Origin of the sequence: Celeribacter baekdonensis, from assembly GCF_003047105.1 — a bacterium.
Taxonomy (GTDB): Bacteria; Pseudomonadota; Alphaproteobacteria; order Rhodobacterales; family Rhodobacteraceae; genus Celeribacter; species Celeribacter baekdonensis_B.
In genome coordinates this window covers 972,392-993,706 of sequence record NZ_CP028475.1, presented here as the reverse complement: position 1 = coordinate 993,706, position 21,315 = coordinate 972,392, and the positions used below count along the sequence as shown (strand labels likewise).

19 protein-coding genes are annotated in these 21,315 nt (G+C 60.1%); 8 read left to right on the top strand and 11 right to left on the bottom strand.

What is annotated here, in order from left to right; genetic code table 11:
- Positions 1–13: 13 nt before the first annotated feature.
- Together DA792_RS08340 and mhpA are read right to left on the bottom strand one after the other, a co-directional pair.
- Positions 14–1,075, bottom strand: coding sequence for a maleylacetate reductase (locus DA792_RS08340; RefSeq protein WP_107719548.1), 1,062 nt, complete (start codon positions 1,073–1,075; stop codon positions 14–16).
- 3 nt (positions 1,076–1,078) lie between these two features.
- Positions 1,079–2,725, bottom strand: a complete 1,647-nt coding sequence (mhpA, locus tag DA792_RS08335; protein WP_107719547.1) for a bifunctional 3-(3-hydroxy-phenyl)propionate/3-hydroxycinnamic acid hydroxylase MhpA — start codon at positions 2,723–2,725, stop codon at positions 1,079–1,081.
- A gap of 397 nt (positions 2,726–3,122) precedes the next feature.
- Between mhpA and DA792_RS08330 the strand changes: the two genes are divergently transcribed.
- Positions 3,123–3,713, top strand: coding sequence for a TetR/AcrR family transcriptional regulator (locus DA792_RS08330; protein WP_254679644.1), 591 nt, complete (start codon positions 3,123–3,125; stop codon positions 3,711–3,713).
- A 108-nt stretch (positions 3,714–3,821) separates the two neighbouring features.
- Here DA792_RS08330 and DA792_RS08325 read toward each other — a convergent pair whose 3' ends face one another.
- The 4 genes from DA792_RS08325 to DA792_RS08310 all read right to left on the bottom strand — a co-directional run bounded on the left by DA792_RS08325 (position 3,822) and on the right by DA792_RS08310 (position 7,923).
- The gene (locus DA792_RS08325) at positions 3,822–5,126 is read right to left on the bottom strand and encodes a TRAP transporter large permease (protein ID WP_107719545.1); all 1,305 of its coding nucleotides are present in this window, start codon (positions 5,124–5,126) and stop codon (positions 3,822–3,824) included.
- A gap of 1 nt (position 5,127) precedes the next feature.
- Complete coding sequence (locus tag DA792_RS08320; protein ID WP_107719544.1) at positions 5,128–5,631, bottom strand: TRAP transporter small permease; 504 nt, start codon at positions 5,629–5,631, stop codon at positions 5,128–5,130.
- 6 nt (positions 5,632–5,637) lie between these two features.
- On the bottom strand, positions 5,638–6,609 hold the full coding sequence (locus tag DA792_RS08315; RefSeq protein ID WP_107719543.1) for a TRAP transporter substrate-binding protein: 972 nt from the start codon (positions 6,607–6,609) through the stop codon (positions 5,638–5,640).
- A gap of 129 nt (positions 6,610–6,738) precedes the next feature.
- Entirely contained in the window at positions 6,739–7,923 is a 1,185-nt protein-coding gene (locus DA792_RS08310) for a LysR family transcriptional regulator (RefSeq protein WP_107719542.1), read from the bottom strand.
- A gap of 151 nt (positions 7,924–8,074) precedes the next feature.
- On the opposite strand from DA792_RS08310, the gene DA792_RS08305 reads away from it, so the two are divergent.
- From DA792_RS08305 to DA792_RS08290, 4 genes are all read left to right on the top strand, one after another.
- Positions 8,075–8,806, top strand: coding sequence for a PIG-L deacetylase family protein (locus DA792_RS08305; protein ID WP_107719541.1), 732 nt, complete (start codon positions 8,075–8,077; stop codon positions 8,804–8,806).
- A 104-nt stretch (positions 8,807–8,910) separates the two neighbouring features.
- The gene (locus DA792_RS08300; RefSeq protein WP_107719540.1) at positions 8,911–9,870 is read left to right on the top strand and encodes a VOC family protein; all 960 of its coding nucleotides are present in this window, start codon (positions 8,911–8,913) and stop codon (positions 9,868–9,870) included.
- Between the two features lie 10 nt (positions 9,871–9,880).
- Positions 9,881–10,552: a 4-carboxy-4-hydroxy-2-oxoadipate aldolase/oxaloacetate decarboxylase gene (locus DA792_RS08295; RefSeq protein ID WP_107719539.1), complete on the top strand. Its 672-nt coding sequence runs from the start codon at positions 9,881–9,883 to the stop codon at positions 10,550–10,552.
- Entirely contained in the window at positions 10,545–11,606 is a 1,062-nt protein-coding gene (locus tag DA792_RS08290; protein WP_107719538.1) for a 4-oxalomesaconate tautomerase, read from the top strand. The genes DA792_RS08295 and DA792_RS08290 overlap by 8 nt, the downstream gene beginning before the upstream one ends.
- 33 nt (positions 11,607–11,639) lie before the next feature.
- Here the strand turns inward: DA792_RS08290 and DA792_RS08285 are convergent, their stop codons facing one another.
- Genes DA792_RS08285 through DA792_RS08265 form a run of 5 tightly spaced genes read right to left on the bottom strand, consistent with a single transcriptional unit; the run spans position 11,640 to position 18,767 of the window.
- Positions 11,640–12,482: a 4Fe-4S dicluster domain-containing protein gene (locus DA792_RS08285; RefSeq protein ID WP_107722620.1), complete on the bottom strand. Its 843-nt coding sequence runs from the start codon at positions 12,480–12,482 to the stop codon at positions 11,640–11,642.
- A gap of 11 nt (positions 12,483–12,493) precedes the next feature.
- Positions 12,494–15,472, bottom strand: a complete 2,979-nt coding sequence (locus DA792_RS08280; protein WP_107719537.1) for a molybdopterin-dependent oxidoreductase — start codon at positions 15,470–15,472, stop codon at positions 12,494–12,496.
- A 58-nt stretch (positions 15,473–15,530) separates the two neighbouring features.
- Entirely contained in the window at positions 15,531–16,502 is a 972-nt protein-coding gene (locus DA792_RS08275) for a VOC family protein (protein ID WP_107719536.1), read from the bottom strand.
- Positions 16,503–16,536: 34 nt separating this feature from the next.
- Complete coding sequence (locus DA792_RS08270; protein ID WP_199908141.1) at positions 16,537–17,469, bottom strand: fumarylacetoacetate hydrolase family protein; 933 nt, start codon at positions 17,467–17,469, stop codon at positions 16,537–16,539.
- Positions 17,470–17,486: 17 nt separating this feature from the next.
- On the bottom strand, positions 17,487–18,767 hold the full coding sequence (locus tag DA792_RS08265; protein ID WP_107722618.1) for an ABC transporter substrate-binding protein: 1,281 nt from the start codon (positions 18,765–18,767) through the stop codon (positions 17,487–17,489).
- Between the two features lie 239 nt (positions 18,768–19,006).
- Between DA792_RS08265 and DA792_RS08260 the strand changes: the two genes are divergently transcribed.
- Genes DA792_RS08260 through DA792_RS08250 form a run of 3 tightly spaced genes read left to right on the top strand, consistent with a single transcriptional unit; the run spans position 19,007 to position 21,313 of the window.
- On the top strand, positions 19,007–19,753 hold the full coding sequence (locus DA792_RS08260; protein WP_107719535.1) for an ABC transporter ATP-binding protein: 747 nt from the start codon (positions 19,007–19,009) through the stop codon (positions 19,751–19,753).
- Positions 19,746–20,450, top strand: a complete 705-nt coding sequence (locus tag DA792_RS08255; RefSeq protein ID WP_107719534.1) for an ABC transporter ATP-binding protein — start codon at positions 19,746–19,748, stop codon at positions 20,448–20,450. The genes DA792_RS08260 and DA792_RS08255 overlap by 8 nt, the downstream gene beginning before the upstream one ends.
- 2 nt (positions 20,451–20,452) lie before the next feature.
- The gene (locus tag DA792_RS08250) at positions 20,453–21,313 is read left to right on the top strand and encodes a branched-chain amino acid ABC transporter permease (RefSeq protein ID WP_107719533.1); all 861 of its coding nucleotides are present in this window, start codon (positions 20,453–20,455) and stop codon (positions 21,311–21,313) included.
- The last annotated feature ends 2 nt before the right edge of the window (positions 21,314–21,315 follow it).

Below are 21,315 nucleotides of genomic sequence, written 5' to 3'. Positions count from 1 at the left end.
GCATTTTTATGTTTCAGCTTTGCGGGCGAGCCCCCTCCCAAGCGCGTTGCAGCAAAGCCCGGATCGCGTCCTTCTCCACAGGGCGCGGGTTCCAGTATGGATTCTTGACCGCGATCTCTGCGGCACGGTCCATATCTGCCTCTGTTGTGCCGAGGTCTTTCAAAGCCATGGGAGCGCCAAGCGATTTGGCGAAATCCCAGAGCCCGCCCCCGATGTCGCCACCGAAGAGATCAGCGAGGGGCTTCATCGCCTCACCAGCCGCCTCAGCGTTATAGGCGGCGGTGTGGGGCAGCATGATGGTGTGGGTGTCCGCATGGGGCAGATCAAAAGAGCCGCCCAGCGTGTGACAAAGTTTGTGGTGCAGCGCCATGCCGACGGAGCCCAGAACCGTGCCGCAGAGCCAAGCGCCGTAGAGCGCCTCGCCGCGTGCCACGCGGTTCTTCGGGTCCTTGACGATCGCCGGTAGCGCATCGCGTAAGGCCCGGACACCGTCGACGGCCATCATCGAGGCAATCGGGTTGCGATCCTGGGCATAGATGCCCTCGACCGCGTGCGCCATTGCATTCATTCCCGAGGTGACCGACATGCCGACGGGCAATCCAAGCGTCAACTCGGGATCGTAAATCACGACCTCCGGCAAGATCGAGGCATCGCGCACGGTGGTTTTGACGCCGTTCTCGGTTTGCCCGAGGATGGGGGTCACTTCCGATCCGGCATAGGTCGTCGCCACCACGATCTGAGGGCAGTCGTTACGATAGGCAATCGCCTTGCCCAGTCCGATGGTGGAGCCGCCACCCAATGAGAGAACACAATCGGCACCGCTTGCCTCGAACGCCGCAAGCGCTTTTTCTGTCAAATCCACTGGCGTGTGCATGGCCGCTTCGGCAAAGACGCCCGCCGAGACATAGCCCAGGGCCTCGCTGAGTTTTTCGGCATCCTGTTGTTGAAAGGGCGTGGAAAGGATCAGTGCCTTGCGGCAGTGCTGCCCGACAATTTCATTCGCGACTTCGGCCAATTTTCCCGGACCAAAAATGATCCGGGCGGGGTTCAGGGTGCAGGTGAACGGCTGAAGCATCGTTCACTCCGCCGCCATTTCAGGTGTCGGAAGCAGGTCGTAGGCCGCCATCACCTTGTCGAAGCGGGACTGCAACTCTTGTGGTGTTTTGGCGGTCAGTGCAACATAGAAATCCGGACGGATCAGCACATATTTCGCATCGATATCGGTGAGCCAATTCTTGTAGGTGCCTTCGACGTCGATCACGTCGCAGCTACCGCCAGGGGCGCAAATTTGGGTGCCGAAACCTTCGATCTGGGCAAGCTGCGCGCGCTGTTCTTCGCTCAGAGCAGACACCGGATCGGTTTCATACCCGACGAGCACCCAGCCCTGACCCACGGCCTGATCGAAACGGTCGCGCTTGCCGTTGGCTTCGACGACGCCTTGCACGGACAGCTCACCGGCATGCGCGGAGGCATCGCACCACACACCTTCGCCGAGGTGACAAATGTCGGTCGGCACCGGGGTGAAATTGCGCTCGGCCAGCTCTTTCTTCATCACATCGTCGCGTTTCGCGGCCTCGTCATCATCGGCGATACAGATGATCTTGCCGAGGTCCTGCGAGAAGTTGATGTAGTGTTTCGCATGCTCGACGCGCTCGGTGGTGTAGCTGTCCAAAAGACCCAGACCGGCTTTGCCTTCGAGGATCGCGTTGAGACGCCATCCCACCGCAACCGCATCACGGACGCCGGCACACATGCCTTCGCCAGCGAACGGGGGCATCAAGTGAGCGGCATCGCCGCCGATCACGCAACGGCCTTTGTTCCATTGTTTGGCCCAGCGGGCCTGAAAACGGTAGACGGCGGCGCGCTCGAGCTCGGAATTCTCCGGCGTGACACCCCAGGGCTCAAGAAGCTTCCAAGCGTTTTCGGGTTGCGCCAGCTCGGCGGCATCCTCGCCGGGCAGAACCATATATTCCCAGCGACGGCGCGGGAAACTGTCCGGGGTCGGGCCGGGGCCGCCCGGCACTACGGTGGTCGGGCGTTTCGGGTCGCAGAGCTGCCATTGCGCCGGCTCATCGGGGCGCGAGGCGCAATAGTCGAAATCCGGGATCATATCGAGGATGAGCCAGTCGAAGAAATAGCCCTTGTCCTCATTTTCGATGCCGAGGCTTTCGCGGACGAAAGAATTCGCGCCATCGGTCCCTGCGAGGAATTTGGAGCGGATCACCCGGGTCTCGCCATCGGGGCCGACCTCTTCGGGATTGCGTCGGATGGTGAGGGTCACACCCTCGTCATCCTGTTCCATGGTCTCGCCGACCCAACCGCGCAGCAGCGTGATGTTATCCATCTTGCCGGCGATATCGAGGAAACGGTTTTCCATCATCGGTTGGTTGAACCAGTAGCGCACACGCCAGCCAGATGCGGATTGGCTTTGCCAATCGACGATCTGGATGTTCTCGCGATCGGCGTTCTGCCAGTAGTAGAGCTCGTCGTGATAGGAGATCGACGGATCGTCTTCGCTGTTCATGCCGAGGGTGGCGAGAATGCGTGCGATCTCGTGATCATATGTCACGGCGCGCGGCAATTCGTAATGCGTGGTCCAACGTTCCACCAGGGTTACCTTTTTGCCGCGCTGTCCCAGCAGAATGGCAAGTAGCGTGCCGACTGGACCGGCGCCCACGATGGTGACATCGCAAGATACAGCTTGAGTGCCCGATGACTCGGTCATTTTGGAAATCCTCCCTTTATGCGTAAGAGACGGCCCCTGTCGGAAACCGTCTGCCCTCCCGTTCGGTCACATCTCGATGCGTTTCGGATGTATTTCGACCTGTTGCTCTAACGGTGATCTAAAAATGAATGTTCGTCAACTTTGAGATTGAGTCATTTTTGCGAGGATGGAGAGGCTTGAAAATAATTGAAAAATCAGGGCCTTGCTGCTCCGCAGCATAAATCTTGCATTAAACCGCCCTGTTCGAATTTGGATTCGCAGGGTAGGTTGCACGTCAATCTCACGCATGAACGTGATTCGCTTTTGACCCCAGTTATGAGTCGTTTTCAGAGAGCCTATGAAGTCGGATACAAAACCATCTGAAGGGCGTGTTGCCCGGCGCCAGCGCCGAAACCGCGTGGCACTGATCGAAGCCGCGAGCGCGATCATGACCGAAAAAGGCGTCGATGCGACGACGATGCTCGAAATCGCCGAACGCGCAGATGTCGGTGCGGGGACGGTCTATAACTATTTCAAGTCAAAGGATGATCTGGCGCTGGCCGTGCTTGAGAACCTCATGCATATTCTAGCGCTTCGGATCGAACAGGTGACCAACCGTTTCGACGATCCGGAGCAGGTCTACGCCTTCGGGATCAGAACCGTGCTGGACGAGGCCACCGATGATCCGCGCTGGCAGCAGCTTCTCCATCGTTCTGAAGTGATCGCCGACACGGCCTACCGAGTGATGGGGCCTTTCGCGACCCGCGACATGAGACAGGCTGAAGCCGCAGGACGGTTCCGGACGCCCGATCCAGACCTGATCTGGCGGTTGACGACGCAGGCTATTATGGGCGCTGCGCTGGCCATGTCCGAGGGGCGCCTGACGCATGACTGTCGCCGGGACATAATTGTCCGGTTGTTGTGCATGACCGGGATAGGGCTGGAAGGCGCGACAGAATTGGCAGCGCGTGATCGCCCGCCTTTACCCGGGAAAATGTCATCCGACTGACCACTGCCTGAGTGGATTGCGTGAACCTGTCGCTGGCGTACGACGCATTCTTCAGAGGACCAAGCATCCGAGAGGTCATGTTGCGCCCCTCTCGGATTCTCGGGTTTCTCATCCGAACATCGAGTTTGGAATGAACAGAGCAATCTGCGGGAAGGCAATGATCAGCAGCAATCCGACGATCATGGCGATCAGGAAAGGTGTCACCCCTTTGAACACCGTGGTCAGCGGCACGTTATCCGCCACCCCGCGGACCACGAAAACATTGAGGCCTACGGGCGGGGTGATCATCCCCATTTCGATCACGATCACGGCGACGACGCCGAACCAGATTGGATCGAACCCGAGGCTGATGATCACAGGAAAGACGATCGGGATGGTGATGACCAGCATAGACAGCCCGTCCATGAACATGCCGAGCACGACATAGGCCAGCAAGATCACCGCGAGCGTGCCATAGGCCCCGACATCGAGATTGCCGAGTCCGACACCCAGCACCTGCGGAATATGGGTGACCGAGAAGAACGGGTTAAGAATATTGGCGCCAATCACGATCATATAGAGCATGGACGAGGTCTGAAGGGTGCCGAGCACCGCTTCTTTGAAGCCGATCCATGATAGCCGACGCTGAATGAGGGCGAGCAACAGCACCAGACCCGCACCTATGCCGGAGGCTTCGACCGGGGAGAATACCCCGAGATAGATGCCGCCGATCGAGGCGATGATCACGAAGAGCAAGGGCGCCGCTTCGAGCAGGAGTTTGAAGCGCTGGCCGAACGGGACTTTTTCGCCACGCGGACCGGCGTGCTCATCGAGCGTCGCGACCAGCCAGACCACAGCCATGAACAGGACCATCAGGAGAAGTCCGGGCAGGATGCCGGCCATGAACAGCCTACCGATGCTTTCCTCTGTCAGGATGGCATAGAGTACGAAGCCGGTGGAGGGCGGGATCAGGAAGCCGAGCGTGCCGCCAGCGGCAATGGCTCCGGTGGCGAGGCTGTCGGCATAGCCGACGCGTTTCATCTCCGGCAGGGCCACTTTGCCGAGGGTGACGGCGGTGGCGACGGAAGAGCCGGACACGGCGGAGAACGCGGCGCAGCCGATGACCGAGGCAGAGGCCAGGCCGCCCCGGAATCGTCCGACCCAGGCAAAGGCTGCATCATAGAGCCCCCGCGAATAGCCCGCGACCGAAGAGATATTGCCCAGAAGGATGAACATCGGAACCACGATCAGGGAATAATTGGCCACCGCCGAGTAGCTCTCAGTCAGGAGCAGGGCGGAGGCAGACCGCATGCCTTCGAGTATGCCATAGCCGAAGAAGCCGACCACCAGCATGGCAAAGGCCACGGGCATGCGCAGGATCATCAGCACGAACAGGCTGGCGATGCCGATCAGGCCTACAGTTGTATCAGTCATGTTACTGCTCGTCTTTTCCAGAGAGGATCAGGAGAATGTCGGCGACAAACACCATCACGCAAAGAGCCGTCCCCGCCGCCAGCACCGCGTAAAAGGGCCAGACCGGCAGGTTCAGCATATTGGTGGCATCGCCCCATTCCAGCGCATCCATGGATTTCGCCCAAGCGCGTTGGGTCAAAATCGCCAGCACATAGCCTGAGATCAGACGGGAGACGATATCGCCGAACATTCGCCCCCAATGCCCCAACGCCTTGTCGAACACATCGACGCGGACATGGACGCGCTGTTCGGTGGCATAGGGCAGGGAGGCCATGACCAGCGCCAGCGCGACGAGCTGAACGATTTCATTGAGGCCGAGGATCGGCTGGCCAAATGCGTAACGCATGATCACGCCAAAGGCCAGAATAAGCACGAGGCCGATCAGACAGATCCCACCCAGCACTGCCAGGATGTAATTGGCATGGGCAAAATATCTTGCCCATGCGGATTTCTCATACCCGGACATGGCGGATCACTGCGCCAGAGCAGCGACGATCGCCGCGGCCTGACCACCGGTCTCTTCGACGACTTTTTCGGTGACCGGCTGCGACAGTGCGTCAAAGGCCGCGGCCTGATCTGCGGTCAACATGATCACTTGTTTGCCTTCTCCTTCGGCAAAGGCATCAATCCCGGCTTTGGCGACCTTGAGTTGGGTCTCATTGGCGAGCAGAGAGGCTTTCATACCGGCCTCGATCACGGCGGCCTGTTGGTCGTCCGAGAGATCGTCAAAGGCGTCGCGGTTCATCAGGATGAAGAAGGGCGAATTGGTCGTCGCCATCCCCATGGTGAGGTAATTGGCAACCTCGCCGAGACGGAAGGCGCGGGTGGCGGTGGTGTCGATATACGCGCCGTCGATGACACCGGTCTGCATGGCGTTGTAAATTTCGGACACCGGCATCGAGACCGGCGTCGCGCCCCAGGCTTCGATCACCAGTCCGGCGTTGCGCGACGGCACGCGGATTTTCAACCCTTCGAGATCGTCCGGGCTGTCGACCGCGACATCGCGCATGTAGAGCGCATTGCCCGCCGAGGACCAGAGCGACACAAGCTGCACGCGGCGGTATTCGTCTTTCAACAGGTCGATATTGTCCCAAAGATCAGCGGTGCCGCTGGCCTCGTTGATCACCCCCGGAAGTTCGCTGATCAGCGTAAGCGGGAATTGCGAGGCGGTATAACCGGGCAGCGAAACCGCCAGTTCCGCCACGCCGTCGACGACACGGGAATATTGCTCGACCGGGCCCGGGCCCAATTCGCCGCCGGAATAGATCGTGACGGTCACATCGCCGCCGGTGGCCTCGCTCACCATATTGGCAAAGGGCTGGAACGCGCCCTCGACATAGGGATGCATCGGCGGCATGAAGTTGGCGAATTTAAGATCTTCTGCGGCGGCGATAGAGCCCCAGAGGGTCACCCCGGCGAGTGTCAGAGCGGCGGTTGTACGCATATTAGTTCCTCCCAAAGATTGAGCGATCAGGCATGTCCGATCCTCTGCGGCCATGCAATCCTGTGACAGAGTTGTGCCAATCCGTCCCGAAAGCCCAATTCAAAGGGAGGTTCTTCGAATAAGTTTTTGCTATACTCCCCTTCGATCCTTGGCAGCTTGGCGCAAGAGATCGAGCAAGAGGGCCTGCGATTTCGTCGGTTCCCAGTTCCGGCGAGTGGTAAGACCAATGGCACGTCCGGGCCAGGCGCCGGTGACATTGATCCGGGCGATCAGCCCCTTGGCGATCTCTGCCTCGGCCTGGGCGCCCGAGATACATCCGATGAACGGGCCGGCGCTGAGCATCTCGCGCATGAACAGGATTGAGCCGCATTCGATCAGGCTGGCCGGTGGAGCGATGCCGCGATCCGCGAAATAGGCGTCGAACTGCCCGCGCGAGGGGCTGCCGGGCCGCGGCACCACCCATTGCCGATCGGTCAGGCTTTCAAGCGCCGGAGCGGTGCCGACAAGTGGATGATCCGGGCGCGCGACAAAGGCCAGCTCGTCATTGAACAGTGCCTCCTGCATCACATCCTCGATCGGGGCGGGCATCCGCAACGCGCCGATGATCACATCGAGATCACCGCGCCGGAGCCCGTTGAGCAGATCGTCATAGGGCCCGTCATTGACCTCGATCGAAAGGCGGGGACGGCGCTCGCGAAACGCCGCGAGTGCGCGCGGCAGTAGGATCGAACGCGACAGCGGCAGCGCGCCGATCGCGATCCGGCCGACCTCCTGACCGTCGAATTCCGCAAGCTCCGCATCTGCTTGATCGAGCTCGGAAAACGCCAGTCGCGCCGCCTGCGCCAGCGCCTTGGCCGCCGGGGTCGGGATCAGCCCATGGGCGGCGCGTTCGAACAGCGGACGCCCCGCCACGGTTTCAATCTGCGACACCGCCCGGTGGACCGTTGGCTGCGCCAGCCCAAGCCTCTGCGCCGCGAGGGTGAAGTTCTCCGCCTCGCGCACGGCGATCAGCGCCTGAAGCTGTGCGATTGTCACGGTGATTTGCAGCCGGGGCGAGAGATCGCCCAGTACCGGGTCGAGATGAGCAAAGGCGCGCTTGAGACGGCGGGCGAGCAACTCGCCACGAGGGGTGAGAAACACCCCTAATCGCGCGCGGGTAAAGAGATCGCCCCCGGCCGCACGCTCCAGCTTATGCAAGGACTGGCTGACGGCGGGTTGCGACACATTGCAGGTTTCCGAGGCGAGCGTTAGGGAATTCAACTCCGCAACGGCCAGAAAGACCCTGAAATGCCGTATATTTCGTGAAACTCCCATTTTTTCGCCTCTCTCGTTTCTCTCGTGGCCGGATCCGCGCGCGCATCCGGCCCATTCATTATAGCAATAAGTTATCCAAATTCACTCGCAATCAAATTGTCTCACCGGCGGAGCCATGGGACATCAGGGGCGACAGAATTTGGAGGACCTGATGACCAGCCCAAAAACCGCCCTCGTCATTTCCGCCCATGCCGCTGACTTTGTCTGGCGCTGTGGCGGCGCGATCGCGCTTCATGCCGACATGGGCTATGAGGTCACGGTGGCCTGCCTGTCTTTCGGCGAGCGCGGGGAAAGCGCGCGGCTTTGGAAAGAGGGCAAGAGCCTCGATGAGGTGAAAGCCATTCGTCGTGGCGAGGCCGAAGCGGCAGCAGATAAGCTCGGCGTGGCGCGTCTCGAATGTTTCGATCTGGGCGACTACCCGCTGCATCTTGAGAAAGAAGATAAATACAAGCTTGTGGAGCTGATCCGCGAGGTGCAGCCCGCTTTCATGATGAGCCACAGCCAGTATGATCCTTACAACACCGACCACATGTATATGACACAGGTGGCGCTGGAATGCCGGATGATCGCGCAGGCCTGGGGCCACAACCCCGGCCAAAAGGTGCTGGGTGCGCCGCAGCTTTACCTGTTTGAACCGCATCAGACGGAACAGATGGGATGGAAACCCGACACCTTTCTCGACATCACGCCCGTGTGGGAGAAAAAGCGCGCTGCGATGGAAGAGATGAACGGTCAGGTTCATCTTTGGGACTATTACACTCGTGTCGCACAGCAACGTGCCAACCATTTCAAACGCAATTCCGGCGGGATGTCCGGCGGGCGCGATTGCAAATATGCCGAAGGGTTCCAGTCGATCTTTCCGCGCACCGTCGACGAACTCTGAACCATCCTGCATTCTGCCCCGGTGACAACCTTTTCTCGGCGCGTCTCTCGGGCAGAGGCCAATAAAACAACACACGCACGGGACACCATTTCGGAGGAGACACCATGTCCAACCCCACCAACCCGTCTTTCGACATCGCCCATTTGGGCCATGTCGAAATGCTCACCGACAAATTCGAGGAAAGCCTCGATTTCTTCACCCGTGTCTACGGGCTGAAACTTTCTGCGCAGGACGCGACCTCGGCCTACCTGCGCGCTTGGGATGATTACGAATTCTGCACGCTGAAACTGACCAAATCCGACACCACGGGCGTCGCCCATATCGGCTATCGTGCCGCTTCGCCGGAGGCGCTGGAGCGTCGGGTGAAAGCGATCGAAGAGAGCGATTTCAAGGTGATCGGCTGGAACGACGGTGATCTGTCCCACGGGCGCGCTTTTCGATTCGAGGATCCGTTCGGCCATGTGTTCGAGATCTATTACGACACCAAATGGTTCGAGGCCGAAAACGACGATGTCGCGGCGCTGAAAAACACCGCCTCGGCCTTTACCGGCGCCGCCCCACGTCGGATCGACCACCTCAACCTCCTGTCCTCGGATGTCACCGAGTTCAAACGCTTTATGGAGACCTGTCTCGGGAGCCGCGTGACGGAATATATCCAGCTCGACAACGGGCGTCTGGGCGGGTGCTGGTTCACCGTCAACAACAAGACCTACGATCTGGCTTGTACCGAAGAACATGGCGGCGGGCACGCCCGTTTGCACCATGTCACCTATGCCACCGACCAGCGCGAAGACGTCCTGCGCGCGGCGGATATCTTCCTTCAGAACGGGGTTCATATCGAGACGGGCCCGCATAAGCACGCGGTGCAGGGAACGTTCTTTCTCTATGTCTGGGAACCCGCCGGGAACCGAGTTGAGCTGGCCAATGGCGGTGCGCGGCTGATCCTTGCCCCAGATTGGAAACCGGTGTGCTGGACCCAGACGGACCGGATGAAGGGCCAGGCCTGGGGGCTCAAAACCATCGAAAGCTTCCACACGCACGGCACCCCGCCGGTCAAGAACTAAGGAGATCCAAATGCCCGTTGTCGTCCAGAATATAGAACGTGCGGATCAGAAGGTGATCGACGCGCTCGCCGAGGCCGGTGTCGCAACAGTCCACGAAGCTCAGGGTCGGATCGGCTGCCTGCAATCCTACCTGCGCCCGATCTATCGCGGCGCCAAGATTGCTGGCTCTGCCGTGACCATTTCGGCGGTGCCCGGCGACAATTGGATGATCCATGTCGCGATCGAACAGCTCAAGGAGGGCGACATCCTCGTGCTGGCGCCGACCTCGCCCTGTGACAACGGCTATTTCGGCGATCTTCTCGCGACCTCTGCCCAGGCGCGCGGCTGTCGCGGCTTGATCATCGACGCGGGCGTGCGCGACACGGTCGATCTCGAAGCGATGGGATTCCCGGTCTGGTCCAAGGCCGTGTCCTGTCAGGGCACGGTGAAAGAGACGCTTGGCGATGTGAACCTGCCGATCGTCTGCGCCGGTCAGGCGATCAACCCGGGCGATATCATCTGTGCCGATGATGACGGGGTCTGTGTCGTACGCCGAGAAGAGGCCAAAGAAGTTCTGGCCGCGGCGCAAAAGCGGCTCGATCTGGAGGAGGCGAAGCGTCAGCGCCTGGCCAATGGCGAGCTGGGGCTCGATATCTACGACATGCGTCCGCGTCTCGAAGCCAAAGGGCTGAAATATGTCTGAGGGTATTGCCTGTCTCTGGATGCGCGGCGGCACTTCGAAAGGCGCCTATTTCAGGGCCTCCGACCTGCCGTCTTCGCTCGAGGACAGGGATGCGCTTTTGCTGCGCATCATGGGTAGCCCCGACCCACGTCAGATCGACGGCATCGGCGGTGCCGATCCGCTCTGTTCGAAAGTCGCGATCCTCTCGCCCTCGGCGCGCACGGATGCGGATGTCGATTACCTGTTCTTGCAGGTCTTCGTCGATCAGCCGCTGGTCTCCGGGGCGCAGGCCTGCGGCAATATCCTCGCGGGTGTCGGACCGGCGGCGATCGAGATGGGCATCCTGCCCGCCCATGCCGGTGAGACCCGGGTGCGGATCTTCATGGAAAACACCGGCGAGGTGGCCGTCGCGACGGTTCAAACGCCCGAGGGGCGCGTCACCTATGAGGGCGCGGCCCGGATCGACGGGGTGCCGGGGCATCACGCGTCGATCCCGCTTTTGTTCCAGAACTTGGCTGGCTCCATGTGTGGCGCGCTGCTGCCCAGTGGCAATGCGGTCGATGTGATCGAAGGCGTGGCCTGCACGCTGATCGACAACGGCATGCCGGTTGTGATCATGGCGGCGGTGGATTTTGATCTCACCGGACAGGAGAGCCGCGAGGCGCTCGACAATGACGCGGGGCTCAAAGCGCGGCTCGAAGCGATCCGCCTGATCGCCGGGAAAAAGATGAACCTCGGCGATGTCGCCGAAAAATCCGTGCCTAAAATGACATTGGTCAGCGCGCCCATACAGGGCGGCGTAATCAATACCCGCAGCTTCATCCCGCATCGCTGCCACGCCTCAATCGGCGTGTTCGCCGCCGTCTCCGTGGCCACGGCCGCGACACTCGAAGGATCGCCCGCAGCCAAATGCGCCGAGATGCCAGCGGGCAAGAGTTTTGCCATCGAACATCCCAGCGGTGCTGCGGAGGTGCTGCTGGAACGCAACCCGGCAGGGCAGGTGACCGGCGCAGGAACCCTGCGCACCGCACGAAAGCTCATGCAGGGGCAGGTCTTTCCGGCACCCTACGCCTGAGCCCGTCCGGCGCCACAGCCGTCAAATGCCGGCTCATCCCTTGAGCACAATCGGATCGAGAACAACCGTGTCCGCGAGCGCCACGCTCAGCGTTTCAGACCCCTCCGGTGCCGACACGACAATCTCATAGATCGCGCCGTCGGGGAGCAGACCATCGAATTTGAAATCCCCGAACATGTCGGTCCGGGTCGCGGCGATCTTCTGCCCGTCCCGCCGAAGCGTCACGGAAGCGTCGATCACCACGTCTTTCACCCCATCGGTCTCATGCAGCACGGTGCCACCCAGAAAGGCATGGGTGAAGCGAAAGAGATTTCGGTACCAGACCCGCGGTTTCGCGCCCGCGTCATTGGGTAGGGTTTCCAGCCCGTCCCGTGATGCGCGCGCCGCCATGGCGTCATCCGTGAGCTTGACCGCCTCCATGGCGCCGGTGGGACAGGCCTGCGAGGCGCGGGGTTCTTTCCATCCTTGGTCCAGAAGATGCGCATCGAAGGTCCAGTGCTGCGGCAGGTCCAATTCCTCGTTCCACCAGATATTGCCATAGGGGCAGGCGTCCACGAGGTCGCGGCGGCCCTTGGCCTTTTGCGGGTCGATGATGACCAAGCCGTCATCGCGTTTGCTCACACAGCCCGCGCCGGTATGGACACAGGGCGCATCGTCGCAATGGTTGCACATGCTCGGCAGATAGGCCGTGTCAACAAGGTGGTTACGCCCTCGTACCTTGCGCGTCAGCTTGATCCATTCATGCCCGTGCCGTGGTTGCGGGGCGGAATAGCCGGGGAAATCGTTCTCGACGGTCTCGTCCTTGGTCGCGAGGGTGCAATTGTGACAATTCTCGCAGCGCGCCACGTCGATGATCATGTTCCATTTCTCAGACATGCGATCCATCCTCATTCCGCCGCGATGCCAAAGGCGGCGGTGTCGGTCCATTTTTCAAACTCGATCAGGCAGCTGTTGGTGCCCATGCCGGAGGTGCCCTTGGTCTGCACCCGCGGTGGGGTCAGCAGGTTGAGCGCACCGCCACGATCGACCCGGCCGAAGACCGGGTGTTCGATGAGATCAAGCTCGGCGCAGGATTCGTAGGCCTTGCAGGTGCCCGGCGCCATCAGCGGCGTGACATCGGCGACGCAGATCACGCTGCCGCGTTCGTTATAGACGCGGATCAGATCGTGCTGTCGGATGCCGCGGGTCTCCGCATCCCCCTGTGCGATCCGCATCACCCAGTAATAATAGCCGTCCACCTTCACCCGATGTTCCGGGATGTCGTTGGTGGTCGAATCCTTACCGTCGTTATAGGTGTGGAACGAATAGCGCGGGTGGGTCGTTACCAGTTGCAGCGGGAAACGCTCGAACAAGTCCTTGGTCTGACGGCCCTCCCAGGCCGGGATATAGCGGTTGAGCACGGGGCGCTCCTCATTCGGCGCGGCGCGTTTGAGCGTGCTGGGCAGGAATTCGATCTTGCCGGACTGGGTTTCCAGCCCTTCGAGGAAGCGCTCGCCAAACTGTGAGGGCAGGGGGAGCGGCTCCGGCAGGTCCTTGGGTGTGCCGTTGGCGAACCAGCGATAGGCCACCGCATCACGACATTCGGGTTTCTCGACGGGCACAACGAAATAGCCCTTTTTGACGAAGTCTTTCCATTTCATGTGATATTTGATGTCGGAACTGTCGAAAATCCGTTTCGCCCAATCCAACTCATCGCAGGTCTCTGAGAAAAGCTGTCCTTTGCCCATACGCGACAGGATATCGAAGAAAATCTGGTAGTCGGATTTGGACTCGCCCAGAGGTTCGATACATTTGTGCTGCATCACCACCATGCGGTGATTGAGCTGGTCAGTGTTGTGGTGGATGTAGCCGCCCGAGTTGCCCCATTCGCTGATGTCCCAGCGTTCGAAGCTGGTGCAGGCGGGCAGGATGAGATCGGCAAATTCAGTCTCGCCCTCGCGCCAGATCGACTGGTTCACGACACAGTCGATGCTCTCATGGCGATAGGCGTCGATCATCCGGTCCGAATTGGCGATGGTGCCAAAGGTCGACGAACCATAGCGGTAGATCATGTGGATATGCGGATAGCCGGGTTTCGGGTACTCGAACGGCGTCATCTGCGCCTCCATCGAGAACCCGTCCCACATGAAGCCCTTGGCCTTGCCTTCAAGGATCGCTTCGGCGAGCGCGAGGCGCGGGATCATCTGGGTCACCGGGTTCATCGAGAGCACATGCGGGTTGCGCTGATAATTGTTCACCGCGTTGGCGTTGAATTGCAGATCGCCGGAGATCCCGCCCTCGGCATAGCCGGGGAAGTAGAAATTGTGATCCATCGGCGTGCCGATTTGCAGGTTCCCGAAATTGATCCCCGGTTTGCCCAAGCCCTGCATGGCCATCATCAGGATCATGTTGCGCGCCCATTGAGCACCGGTCGCGTTGCGGCAAGCGCCGCCAAACCCCGCGCCGAGACCGCCCGCGGCGAGATAGGTTTTCTTCTTGCCCCAGGACCGGGCGAGGGCACGGCAGGTATGGGCCGGCACGCCGGTCTCTTCTTCTTGCCATTCCGGGGTTTTATCGACGCCGTCGCTTTCGCCGAGGATATAGGCGCGCCATTCGTCAAAGCCGGTGGTGCGGGCCGCGACGTAGTCCTTGTCGTAGAGCCCTTCCTTGATCCAGACGTTCATGATCGCATGAGCTAGCGCGCTATCCGTGCCCGGTCGGATGCCGATCCAGCGCCCGCCGTAAAGCTGCGCGGTCGGGTTCAGGTTCGGGTCGATGTGGATGAAGTCGATGCCAAGTTCCTTGGCCCAGAACCGTCGCTGCGTGCCTTCCATGCCGGAGGCGTAGCCGCTGGTGGATTCCGGGTCAGAGGACCAAAACACGATCTGTTCAGCGTTCTGAAGCGCGTCTTCGACGGTGGAATAGAACGACGGGATGCCGACGCGGGCCGAGTTGCCATAATGGTGCGTTGCGCCCCAATACCAGCCTTCCCAGCTGTCCGGGTTGGGGTGGATGCGGGTGAACCCGATCATATTGCCGAACCGCAAAAGGGCGGAGAGGTAATAGCCGACATTGCCCCATTGGTGATGCGAGCCGAAATAAAGCGCCATGGCGCCGGGGCCGTATTTGCGGTTCTGGCGTTGAATTTCGGAGACCACGAGATCGAGCGCCTCGTCCCAGGAAATCTCGACATAGCCGGATTTGCCCCGGGTCTGCGGATTGCGCTCGCCGTTCGGGTCCCAATCGACCCGTTTCATCGGTTTGAGGATGCGTTTGTCGGAATAAATCTGGCTCTTGAGGCTTAGGGCGTGCGGGTTCACCGTGCCACGTCGCTTGGGCCTGAATTCTTTTCCGCGCGCCGTGATCGTGTAGCTTTCGGCGTCTTCGGGTTGCAGGTCAATCGGTGTGATCCGCAGGATTTTCCCATTCTTCACATAGACATAGGTCGGGCCGCCATTGCCATTGGTGGTGTAACGGGTCGAGCCGTCAGGCATCGGCATGCCGTATTGCAGGCCGAGCTTGTCCATGTTGTTGATCATCGCGTGAAACCACTGTGCGATGTGATCAGGGCCGATCTGGAGGATGTGGAAATTCTTTGCCGCATGGGTGGCCTCACCCCGGTCCACGGGAGGAGTCAAAAGGCGAACGGCGGTCGGCACGTCCTTGAAAATGATGCGCAGATCGACCTCGGGCAACACACCCGCTTTCGTGGAGAGCTTGCCGTTCTCGAACCGATACCAACGGCCGATCGCGCCGTCCTTGGTCTGAATTTGAACGGTGGCATTGTGCCGCTTTATCAGCTCGGCCTGCACCGGAAATTTGCGCGCCGAGCGTTTCAAAAGCTTCGGCAGCATGAAAAGAATGGATTTGAGAACGGTTTCTTTCACGGATTTTCCTCCCTGGGGTCAGCCCCGGCCTCAATGTGAGAGCGGGGCCAGTAGGCGCTTACTGATCGGCTTCGTAATTGTGGACGAAGTCTTCGGGCAATTCCGGGCCCCAGACATAAATCCCGTCCTCTTCAGGATGGTTTTTGGCCTCCCAGTCCTTGTCGAGCGAGATGTAGTCGATATCCGCCGAATACTCCGCCCAGCTGCCCCAAGGGTCTTTCATGTAGTGGAAGTAGTTCGAGCCGAGAACGTGACGCCCAAGGCCCCAGCCTTCGGTGTATCCCGCATCCGCCATCTGCTGTGCGGCGAGACCGATGCCGTTGAGCGACCCCATGTCCCAGCTGCAATGATGCAGGCCGGGCGCTTTGCCGCCGGAGTCCACGAATGCGATCATATGGTGGTCGCACCCGTGAATGCCGTGCATGAAGGCAATGATGTCGCCCGTTCGGTCCGAGAGGCGCAGGCCGAGGACGCGGCTATAGAACTCGATCGACTGAGGCACGCTGGGGGTAAACACCAGCATATGCGCAAAGCGGATCGGGCTCACTTGTGGTTTGGCGCGGCGGCTCCAGGAACCGACTTCATTGGCCGGAACCGAGGTTTCCATACCGCCGAAATCCGCCTTGGCATCGAGCGAGGTCTTTTCGGCAATCTTCATCTCGATCATCAGGCCGTTGTTGTCGGCAAACCAGATGCTGTTGCTTTCCTGACCGCGCGGGGCGTCCATCAATTTGACGCCCTGCGCTTCGATCCGTTTTTTCATCGGTTCGAAATCTTCTTCGAACACGCCAAAGGTAAAGCCCTGAAGCTCTTTGCGCAGCCCTTCTGACAGGCTCATCCAACGGTGCGAATTGCCATGGGTATAAAGCCCAAGGCCATTGCCCTCCTCCCGAACCTCAAGACCGAATTCCGTGTAGAATTTCTCGGCCACGGTCAGGTCCGGCACGGCCATGCGGAAACTGTCGAGCGAATGCGCGCCCAATTCGCCGGGGCGTTTGTTGACGCCGATGGTTCCTCGAATTGCTGTCATTTCTTCCTCCTCCTGTCAGAAATGTGCGTTTGGGTTACGCGTCCTTGATGGGGTTGCTCAGAATGCCAATTTGGTCGATTTCGACCTCACAGACATCGCCGTCTTTCATCCAGAGTTTCGGGGTGCGGGCGAGGCCGACGCCGGAGGGCGTGCCGGTGACAATGACATCGCCGGGGCGCAGGGTCAGGAATTCTGAGATGATCGCGATCTGTTGGGCGACCGAAAAGACCATCTCGTCGATCATCGCGCTTTGCACGACTTCGCCATTGAGGCGGGTTTGCAGGCGCAGGCCGAGGCAGCCCTTGGGCAGCGCATCGGCGGTGACAAACGTAGGACCGAAGGCACCGGTGTCGTCAAAGTTTTTGCCCGGCGTCCATTGTGGGGCTTTGAACTGATAATCCCGGATCGAGGCGTCGTTGAAGATCGAATAGCCCGCAACATAGTCAAGCGCGTCCGCCTCTGAAACATGCCGCGCCTCTTTGCCGATGATCGCGACAAGTTCACCCTCGTAATCGAGTTCCTCGGAAATCGCCGGGCGCAGGATCGGCGCGTCGTGGCCGATCAGGCTCGAATTGAAGCGACCGAAAAGGGTGGGGTAATCGGGTTGCTCAAACCCGCTCTCGGCGGAGTGATCGCGGTAGTTGAGACCGACACAGATGATTTTTTCGGGCTGCGACACCGGCGGCAGGTAGGTGACGGCGTCCGTGTCGACCACATCGCCCTTGGCGAGCACCGCGCCTGCCTCGGCCATCGCATCGCTCCCGGCGCGGATGAGAGACAGAAGGTCGCCGGGGAAATTCGGGGCGTCAGAGGTGAGGCCGCGGAATGTGCCGTCGACCTCGACAGCAAGGCCCTCTTGGCCGTTGAGAGAATAGGACAGAAATTTCATAGGGACCTCATAGTCGTCAAAATCGAGTAGGTTCAGTGAGACGATCCTCGGATCGCCATCGGGGATGGGGCGCCCCATCGGAGCGCCCCGATAGGTCAGAGCGGTTTGAAGTCAGATTGGACCTGCACCTCGGGCGCATATTGGTTTTCACAAATCTTGAGATCGTAGGGATAGGTGTCTCCCGCGACCCACTGGCCGCCCACAACTGGCGTGGTCGTGGCGTTTTTCACCGGACCGTTGGCCCAGTTCACATTGCCCACGATGGAGTCGTAATCGGTCTCTGTGATCGCGGTCAGAATGGACTCCGGGTCGTCGATATCCTTGGTGCGTTTGAGCACGTCGATTGCGACCTCCAGAAGCGCGTGTTTGAAGCCCGTCGGCTGAATCCACTGACGCCCGGTTTGATCCATGTAGCCCTGAGCAAAATCTGCGGAGCTTTGGCCGGTCAGGCCGGAGGCATAGGGATGACCCGGCGACCACCAAATCTCTGTGGAGACGCCGCTTCCGAGATCGCCCAGAGCCTCGACAGAGGTCGGGAAGACCAGCGCCTTGGCGACGGTGACGGCTTTGGGTTTGAAGCTCTGTTGTGCGGCCTGCACCCAGAAGGTGGTGAAATCGGGCGGAAGGAACACGCCGGAGACGATATCGACGCCCGCGTCTTTCAACTTGGAAATCTGGGCGGAGAAATCGTCGGACAGCGGCTCATGGAAACCCGCGTCGACCAACTCATAGCCTTTGGCCCGGAACAGCGGCGGCAGGCCGGTTGTCTCATTAGACAAAGGCACACCGTCCGAGTCGTTGGACCACAAAAGGCCGACTTTCTTATTGGTGTCGAGCTGATCCCAGAGCGAGGTATAGGCATCGACGATCTGGGAGGCGCCCCAGAAGAAATGATAGGTCCAGGTGAACCCCTCGGCCGGATTGCCGCCACGGCCAAAGAAATGCCCGTCCCACGGGGTGTCGGTCGAAATGCACGGCACTTCGTTCAACTCGCACTGATCTGCGACAGGGTTGGTGGTGTCGGCGGTGGACGAGGCGAGCATCAAATCGACCTCATCTTCGAGGATCAGTTCTGAGGCGGCCTCGGCGGCGCGGTTGGGGTTCGACTGACTGTCTTTGGTGATGATCGTCACCGGATGCACCGTGCCGTTGATCTCGATCCCGCCGGTGATCGCCGCGCGCACCCCGTCGAGCACATAATCGTCAGAGGCGCCGAAGGCCGCGACGGGGCCGGTCCGGGGGCTGACGAAGCCGATTTTGATCTCGCGGCCCTGGGCCCGCGCCTTGGTGCCGATCAGGGTCGGGGCCGCAAAAGCCGCGCTTGCGGCAATGCCGTTCCGCAGCATGGAGCGGCGTGTAAATGTCATCTTTGTCATCGCTTCCTCCCAAAAGCAGCGCATTCGACTGCGCGTCCCCATGGTCCGGGCGCAGCGCTGTCCTCGGTGCGCTTATCTCGCGCCGACGCTGTCGTTCGGAGTTATCGGGGTCTCCTCGTATTTTCGGGATAGCAGCGGAAAATTCATCCGTCAACAAATAATATATTTCTTGATTAGTAGTGTATTATATGTTTGTTGAAGCCCATACCAAAGATCGTGGACATGACTTGGGAGGGGAAATGTCACAGCGGAAAATCGCATTGGACGTACAGGATTTGTCGAAATCCTACGGTGCCTTACAGGTCACCAAACACGTGAGTCTCCGACTTCACGAAGGCGATGCGCTTGGCATCATCGGGCCGAATGGAGCGGGCAAGACAACGCTCTTTAACCTGATCACCGGCGCCGTGCGCCCGAATGGCGGCACGGTGCATTTCTTTGATCAGAACGTAACGGCCATGCAGGCTCGGCAGAGATGTCATCTGGGCATCGGACGTTCGTTTCAGGTGCCGCAGCCGTTTTCCGGATTGACCACTTTCGAGAATGTTCTGGTCGCCGCCTGCTTTGGTCAGAGGATTTCGCAGACAAGCGCGCGGGAGACGGCGCGGCTCGCGCTTGAACAGACAGGGCTGGCGCATCTGGCCAAGGACAAGGCCGGCTCTCTGACCCTGCTCAACCGCAAGAGGCTCGAACTGGCCCGCGCGATTGCCACACGACCCAGAATGCTCCTGCTCGATGAGATCGCCGGCGGGCTGACCGAAGCGGAATGCCACGATCTGATCACGCTCATTCTCAATATCAAGGAGAGCGGCGTCACTATCGTCTGGATCGAACATGTGCTGCACGCGCTGTTGTCGGTGGTCGACCGCATCGCCGTTCTCGATTTTGGCGAACTCATCGCCGAGGGCGAGCCGGACACGATCATGAAAAGCCCCGAGGTCTCGTCGATCTATCTCGGTCTCGAACCGGAGAGCGCCGATGTCTGAGCCCCTTCTGTCCGTCCGTAACCTGTCGTCCGGCTATGGCGACTTTCAGGCGCTTTTCGATGTCAGCTTTGATCTGCAACCGAAATCTCTTCTCGCGCTCGTCGGGGCCAATGGTGCCGGCAAGAGCACCCTGTTCAAATCCATCCTCGGCATGTTGCCGCGTGACAGGGAGATGATCCATTTCAAGGGCAGACCGGTCGGCGATTTGCCGACCAGCGCCTTCTCCCGGCTCGGCGTGGCGCTGGTGCCCGAAGGCCGCCGTCTGTTCCGCTCGCTCTCGGTCGAGGAAAACCTGCGGATCTGTGCGGATTACGGTCGCAAGGGCGACTGGACCGTGACACGGGTGATGGAGCTTTTCCCGATCCTCGGCGAAAAGCGCAATATCCCCTCGCAGGCCCTGTCCGGGGGACAGCAACAAATGGTCGCCATCGGCCGGGCACTGGTCGCCAATCCCGAAGTGGTCCTGTTCGACGAAATCTCACTCGGCCTCGCGCCGATCGTCGTCGGAGATGTCTATCAGGCGATGCCGGAAATCACGGCGAGTGGCATTAGCGGCATTCTCGTCGAACAGGATGTCACCCGCGCCAAATCGCTCGCCGACGATCTGATCTGCATGCGCGAAGGCCGTGTCGTTTTGCGCGGCCGGGCGGATGACTTCAGCCAGCACGACCTCACCGTCGCCTATTTCGGAGAATAAACATGTCGCTCTATGAACCCATTCTTCAGGGCATCCTTCTGGGCGGGCTCTATGCGTTGTTCGCCGCCGGTCTGTCGCTGATCTTCGGCGTGATGCGTCTGGTGAATATTGCCCATGGCGATCTGATCGTCTTTGCCGCCTATATCGCCTATGGCGTGGTTTCGGCCTTTGGCATCCATCCGGCTCTGTCGCTGATCCTCGTGATCCCGATCATGGGGGTGTTTGGCTATTATCTTCAGGTTCTGGTGCTCAACAGGACGTTGAGCGATGATCTCTTGCCGCCGCTTCTGGTCACGTTCGGCCTCTCGATTATCCTACAAAACGGCCTCTTGACCGCATTCTCTGCGGACAGCCGACGTTTGCCCGCCGGCACGATCGAGACCCAGAGCATCAGCATATTCGGCATCTCGCTGGGCCTGTTGCCGCTCCTGACCTTCGCGGTCGCGATCATCCTGATCCTCGCACTGGAGTTTTTCTTTTCCAGAACCCGCACCGGACGCGCCTTTCGTGCGACATCCGATGATGCGGAAATGGCGCGCGCCATCGGGTTGAACACCCGCAAGGTCTTCGGCATGGCCATGGCCCTGTCGCTGATGATCGTCGCGGTGGCTGCGGTTCTTCTGGGGATGCGCTCCAATTTCGATCCGTTCTCCGGTCCGGCCCGGCTGATCTACGGTTTCGAAGCAGTGATCATCGGCGGGCTCGGAAGCCTCTGGGGCACTTTGCTGGGCGGCATCGTCTTGGGCGTGTCGCAATCGCTCGGCGCACAGATCTCGCCCAGCTTTCAGGTCATCACCGGACATCTGGTATTCTTTCTGATCCTCGCGCTGCGCCCGCGCGGATTGTTCCCAAAGGCGGACTGAGA

Bases quoted from the DNA above. Each gene is read 5' to 3' on its own strand.
- DA792_RS08340 (WP_107719548.1), bottom strand. From the start codon at position 1,075: ATGCTTCAGCCGTTCACCTGCACCCTGAACCCCGCCCGGATCATTTTT.
- mhpA (WP_107719547.1), bottom strand. From the start codon at position 2,725: ATGACCGAGTCATCGGGCACTCAAGCTGTATCTTGCGATGTCACCATC.
- DA792_RS08325 (WP_107719545.1), bottom strand. From the start codon at position 5,126: ATGACTGATACAACTGTAGGCCTGATCGGCATCGCCAGCCTGTTCGTG.
- DA792_RS08320 (WP_107719544.1), bottom strand. From the start codon at position 5,631: ATGTCCGGGTATGAGAAATCCGCATGGGCAAGATATTTTGCCCATGCC.
- DA792_RS08315 (WP_107719543.1), bottom strand. From the start codon at position 6,609: ATGCGTACAACCGCCGCTCTGACACTCGCCGGGGTGACCCTCTGGGGC.
- DA792_RS08310 (WP_107719542.1), bottom strand. From the start codon at position 7,923: ATGGGAGTTTCACGAAATATACGGCATTTCAGGGTCTTTCTGGCCGTT.
- DA792_RS08305 (WP_107719541.1), top strand. From the start codon at position 8,075: ATGACCAGCCCAAAAACCGCCCTCGTCATTTCCGCCCATGCCGCTGAC.
- DA792_RS08300 (WP_107719540.1), top strand. From the start codon at position 8,911: ATGTCCAACCCCACCAACCCGTCTTTCGACATCGCCCATTTGGGCCAT.
- DA792_RS08295 (WP_107719539.1), top strand. From the start codon at position 9,881: ATGCCCGTTGTCGTCCAGAATATAGAACGTGCGGATCAGAAGGTGATC.
- DA792_RS08290 (WP_107719538.1), top strand. From the start codon at position 10,545: ATGTCTGAGGGTATTGCCTGTCTCTGGATGCGCGGCGGCACTTCGAAA.
- DA792_RS08285 (WP_107722620.1), bottom strand. From the start codon at position 12,482: ATGTCTGAGAAATGGAACATGATCATCGACGTGGCGCGCTGCGAGAAT.
- DA792_RS08275 (WP_107719536.1), bottom strand. From the start codon at position 16,502: ATGACAGCAATTCGAGGAACCATCGGCGTCAACAAACGCCCCGGCGAA.
- DA792_RS08270 (WP_199908141.1), bottom strand. From the start codon at position 17,469: ATGGGGCGCCCCATCCCCGATGGCGATCCGAGGATCGTCTCACTGAAC.
- DA792_RS08265 (WP_107722618.1), bottom strand. From the start codon at position 18,767: ATGACAAAGATGACATTTACACGCCGCTCCATGCTGCGGAACGGCATT.
- DA792_RS08260 (WP_107719535.1), top strand. From the start codon at position 19,007: ATGTCACAGCGGAAAATCGCATTGGACGTACAGGATTTGTCGAAATCC.
- DA792_RS08255 (WP_107719534.1), top strand. From the start codon at position 19,746: ATGTCTGAGCCCCTTCTGTCCGTCCGTAACCTGTCGTCCGGCTATGGC.
- DA792_RS08250 (WP_107719533.1), top strand. From the start codon at position 20,453: ATGTCGCTCTATGAACCCATTCTTCAGGGCATCCTTCTGGGCGGGCTC.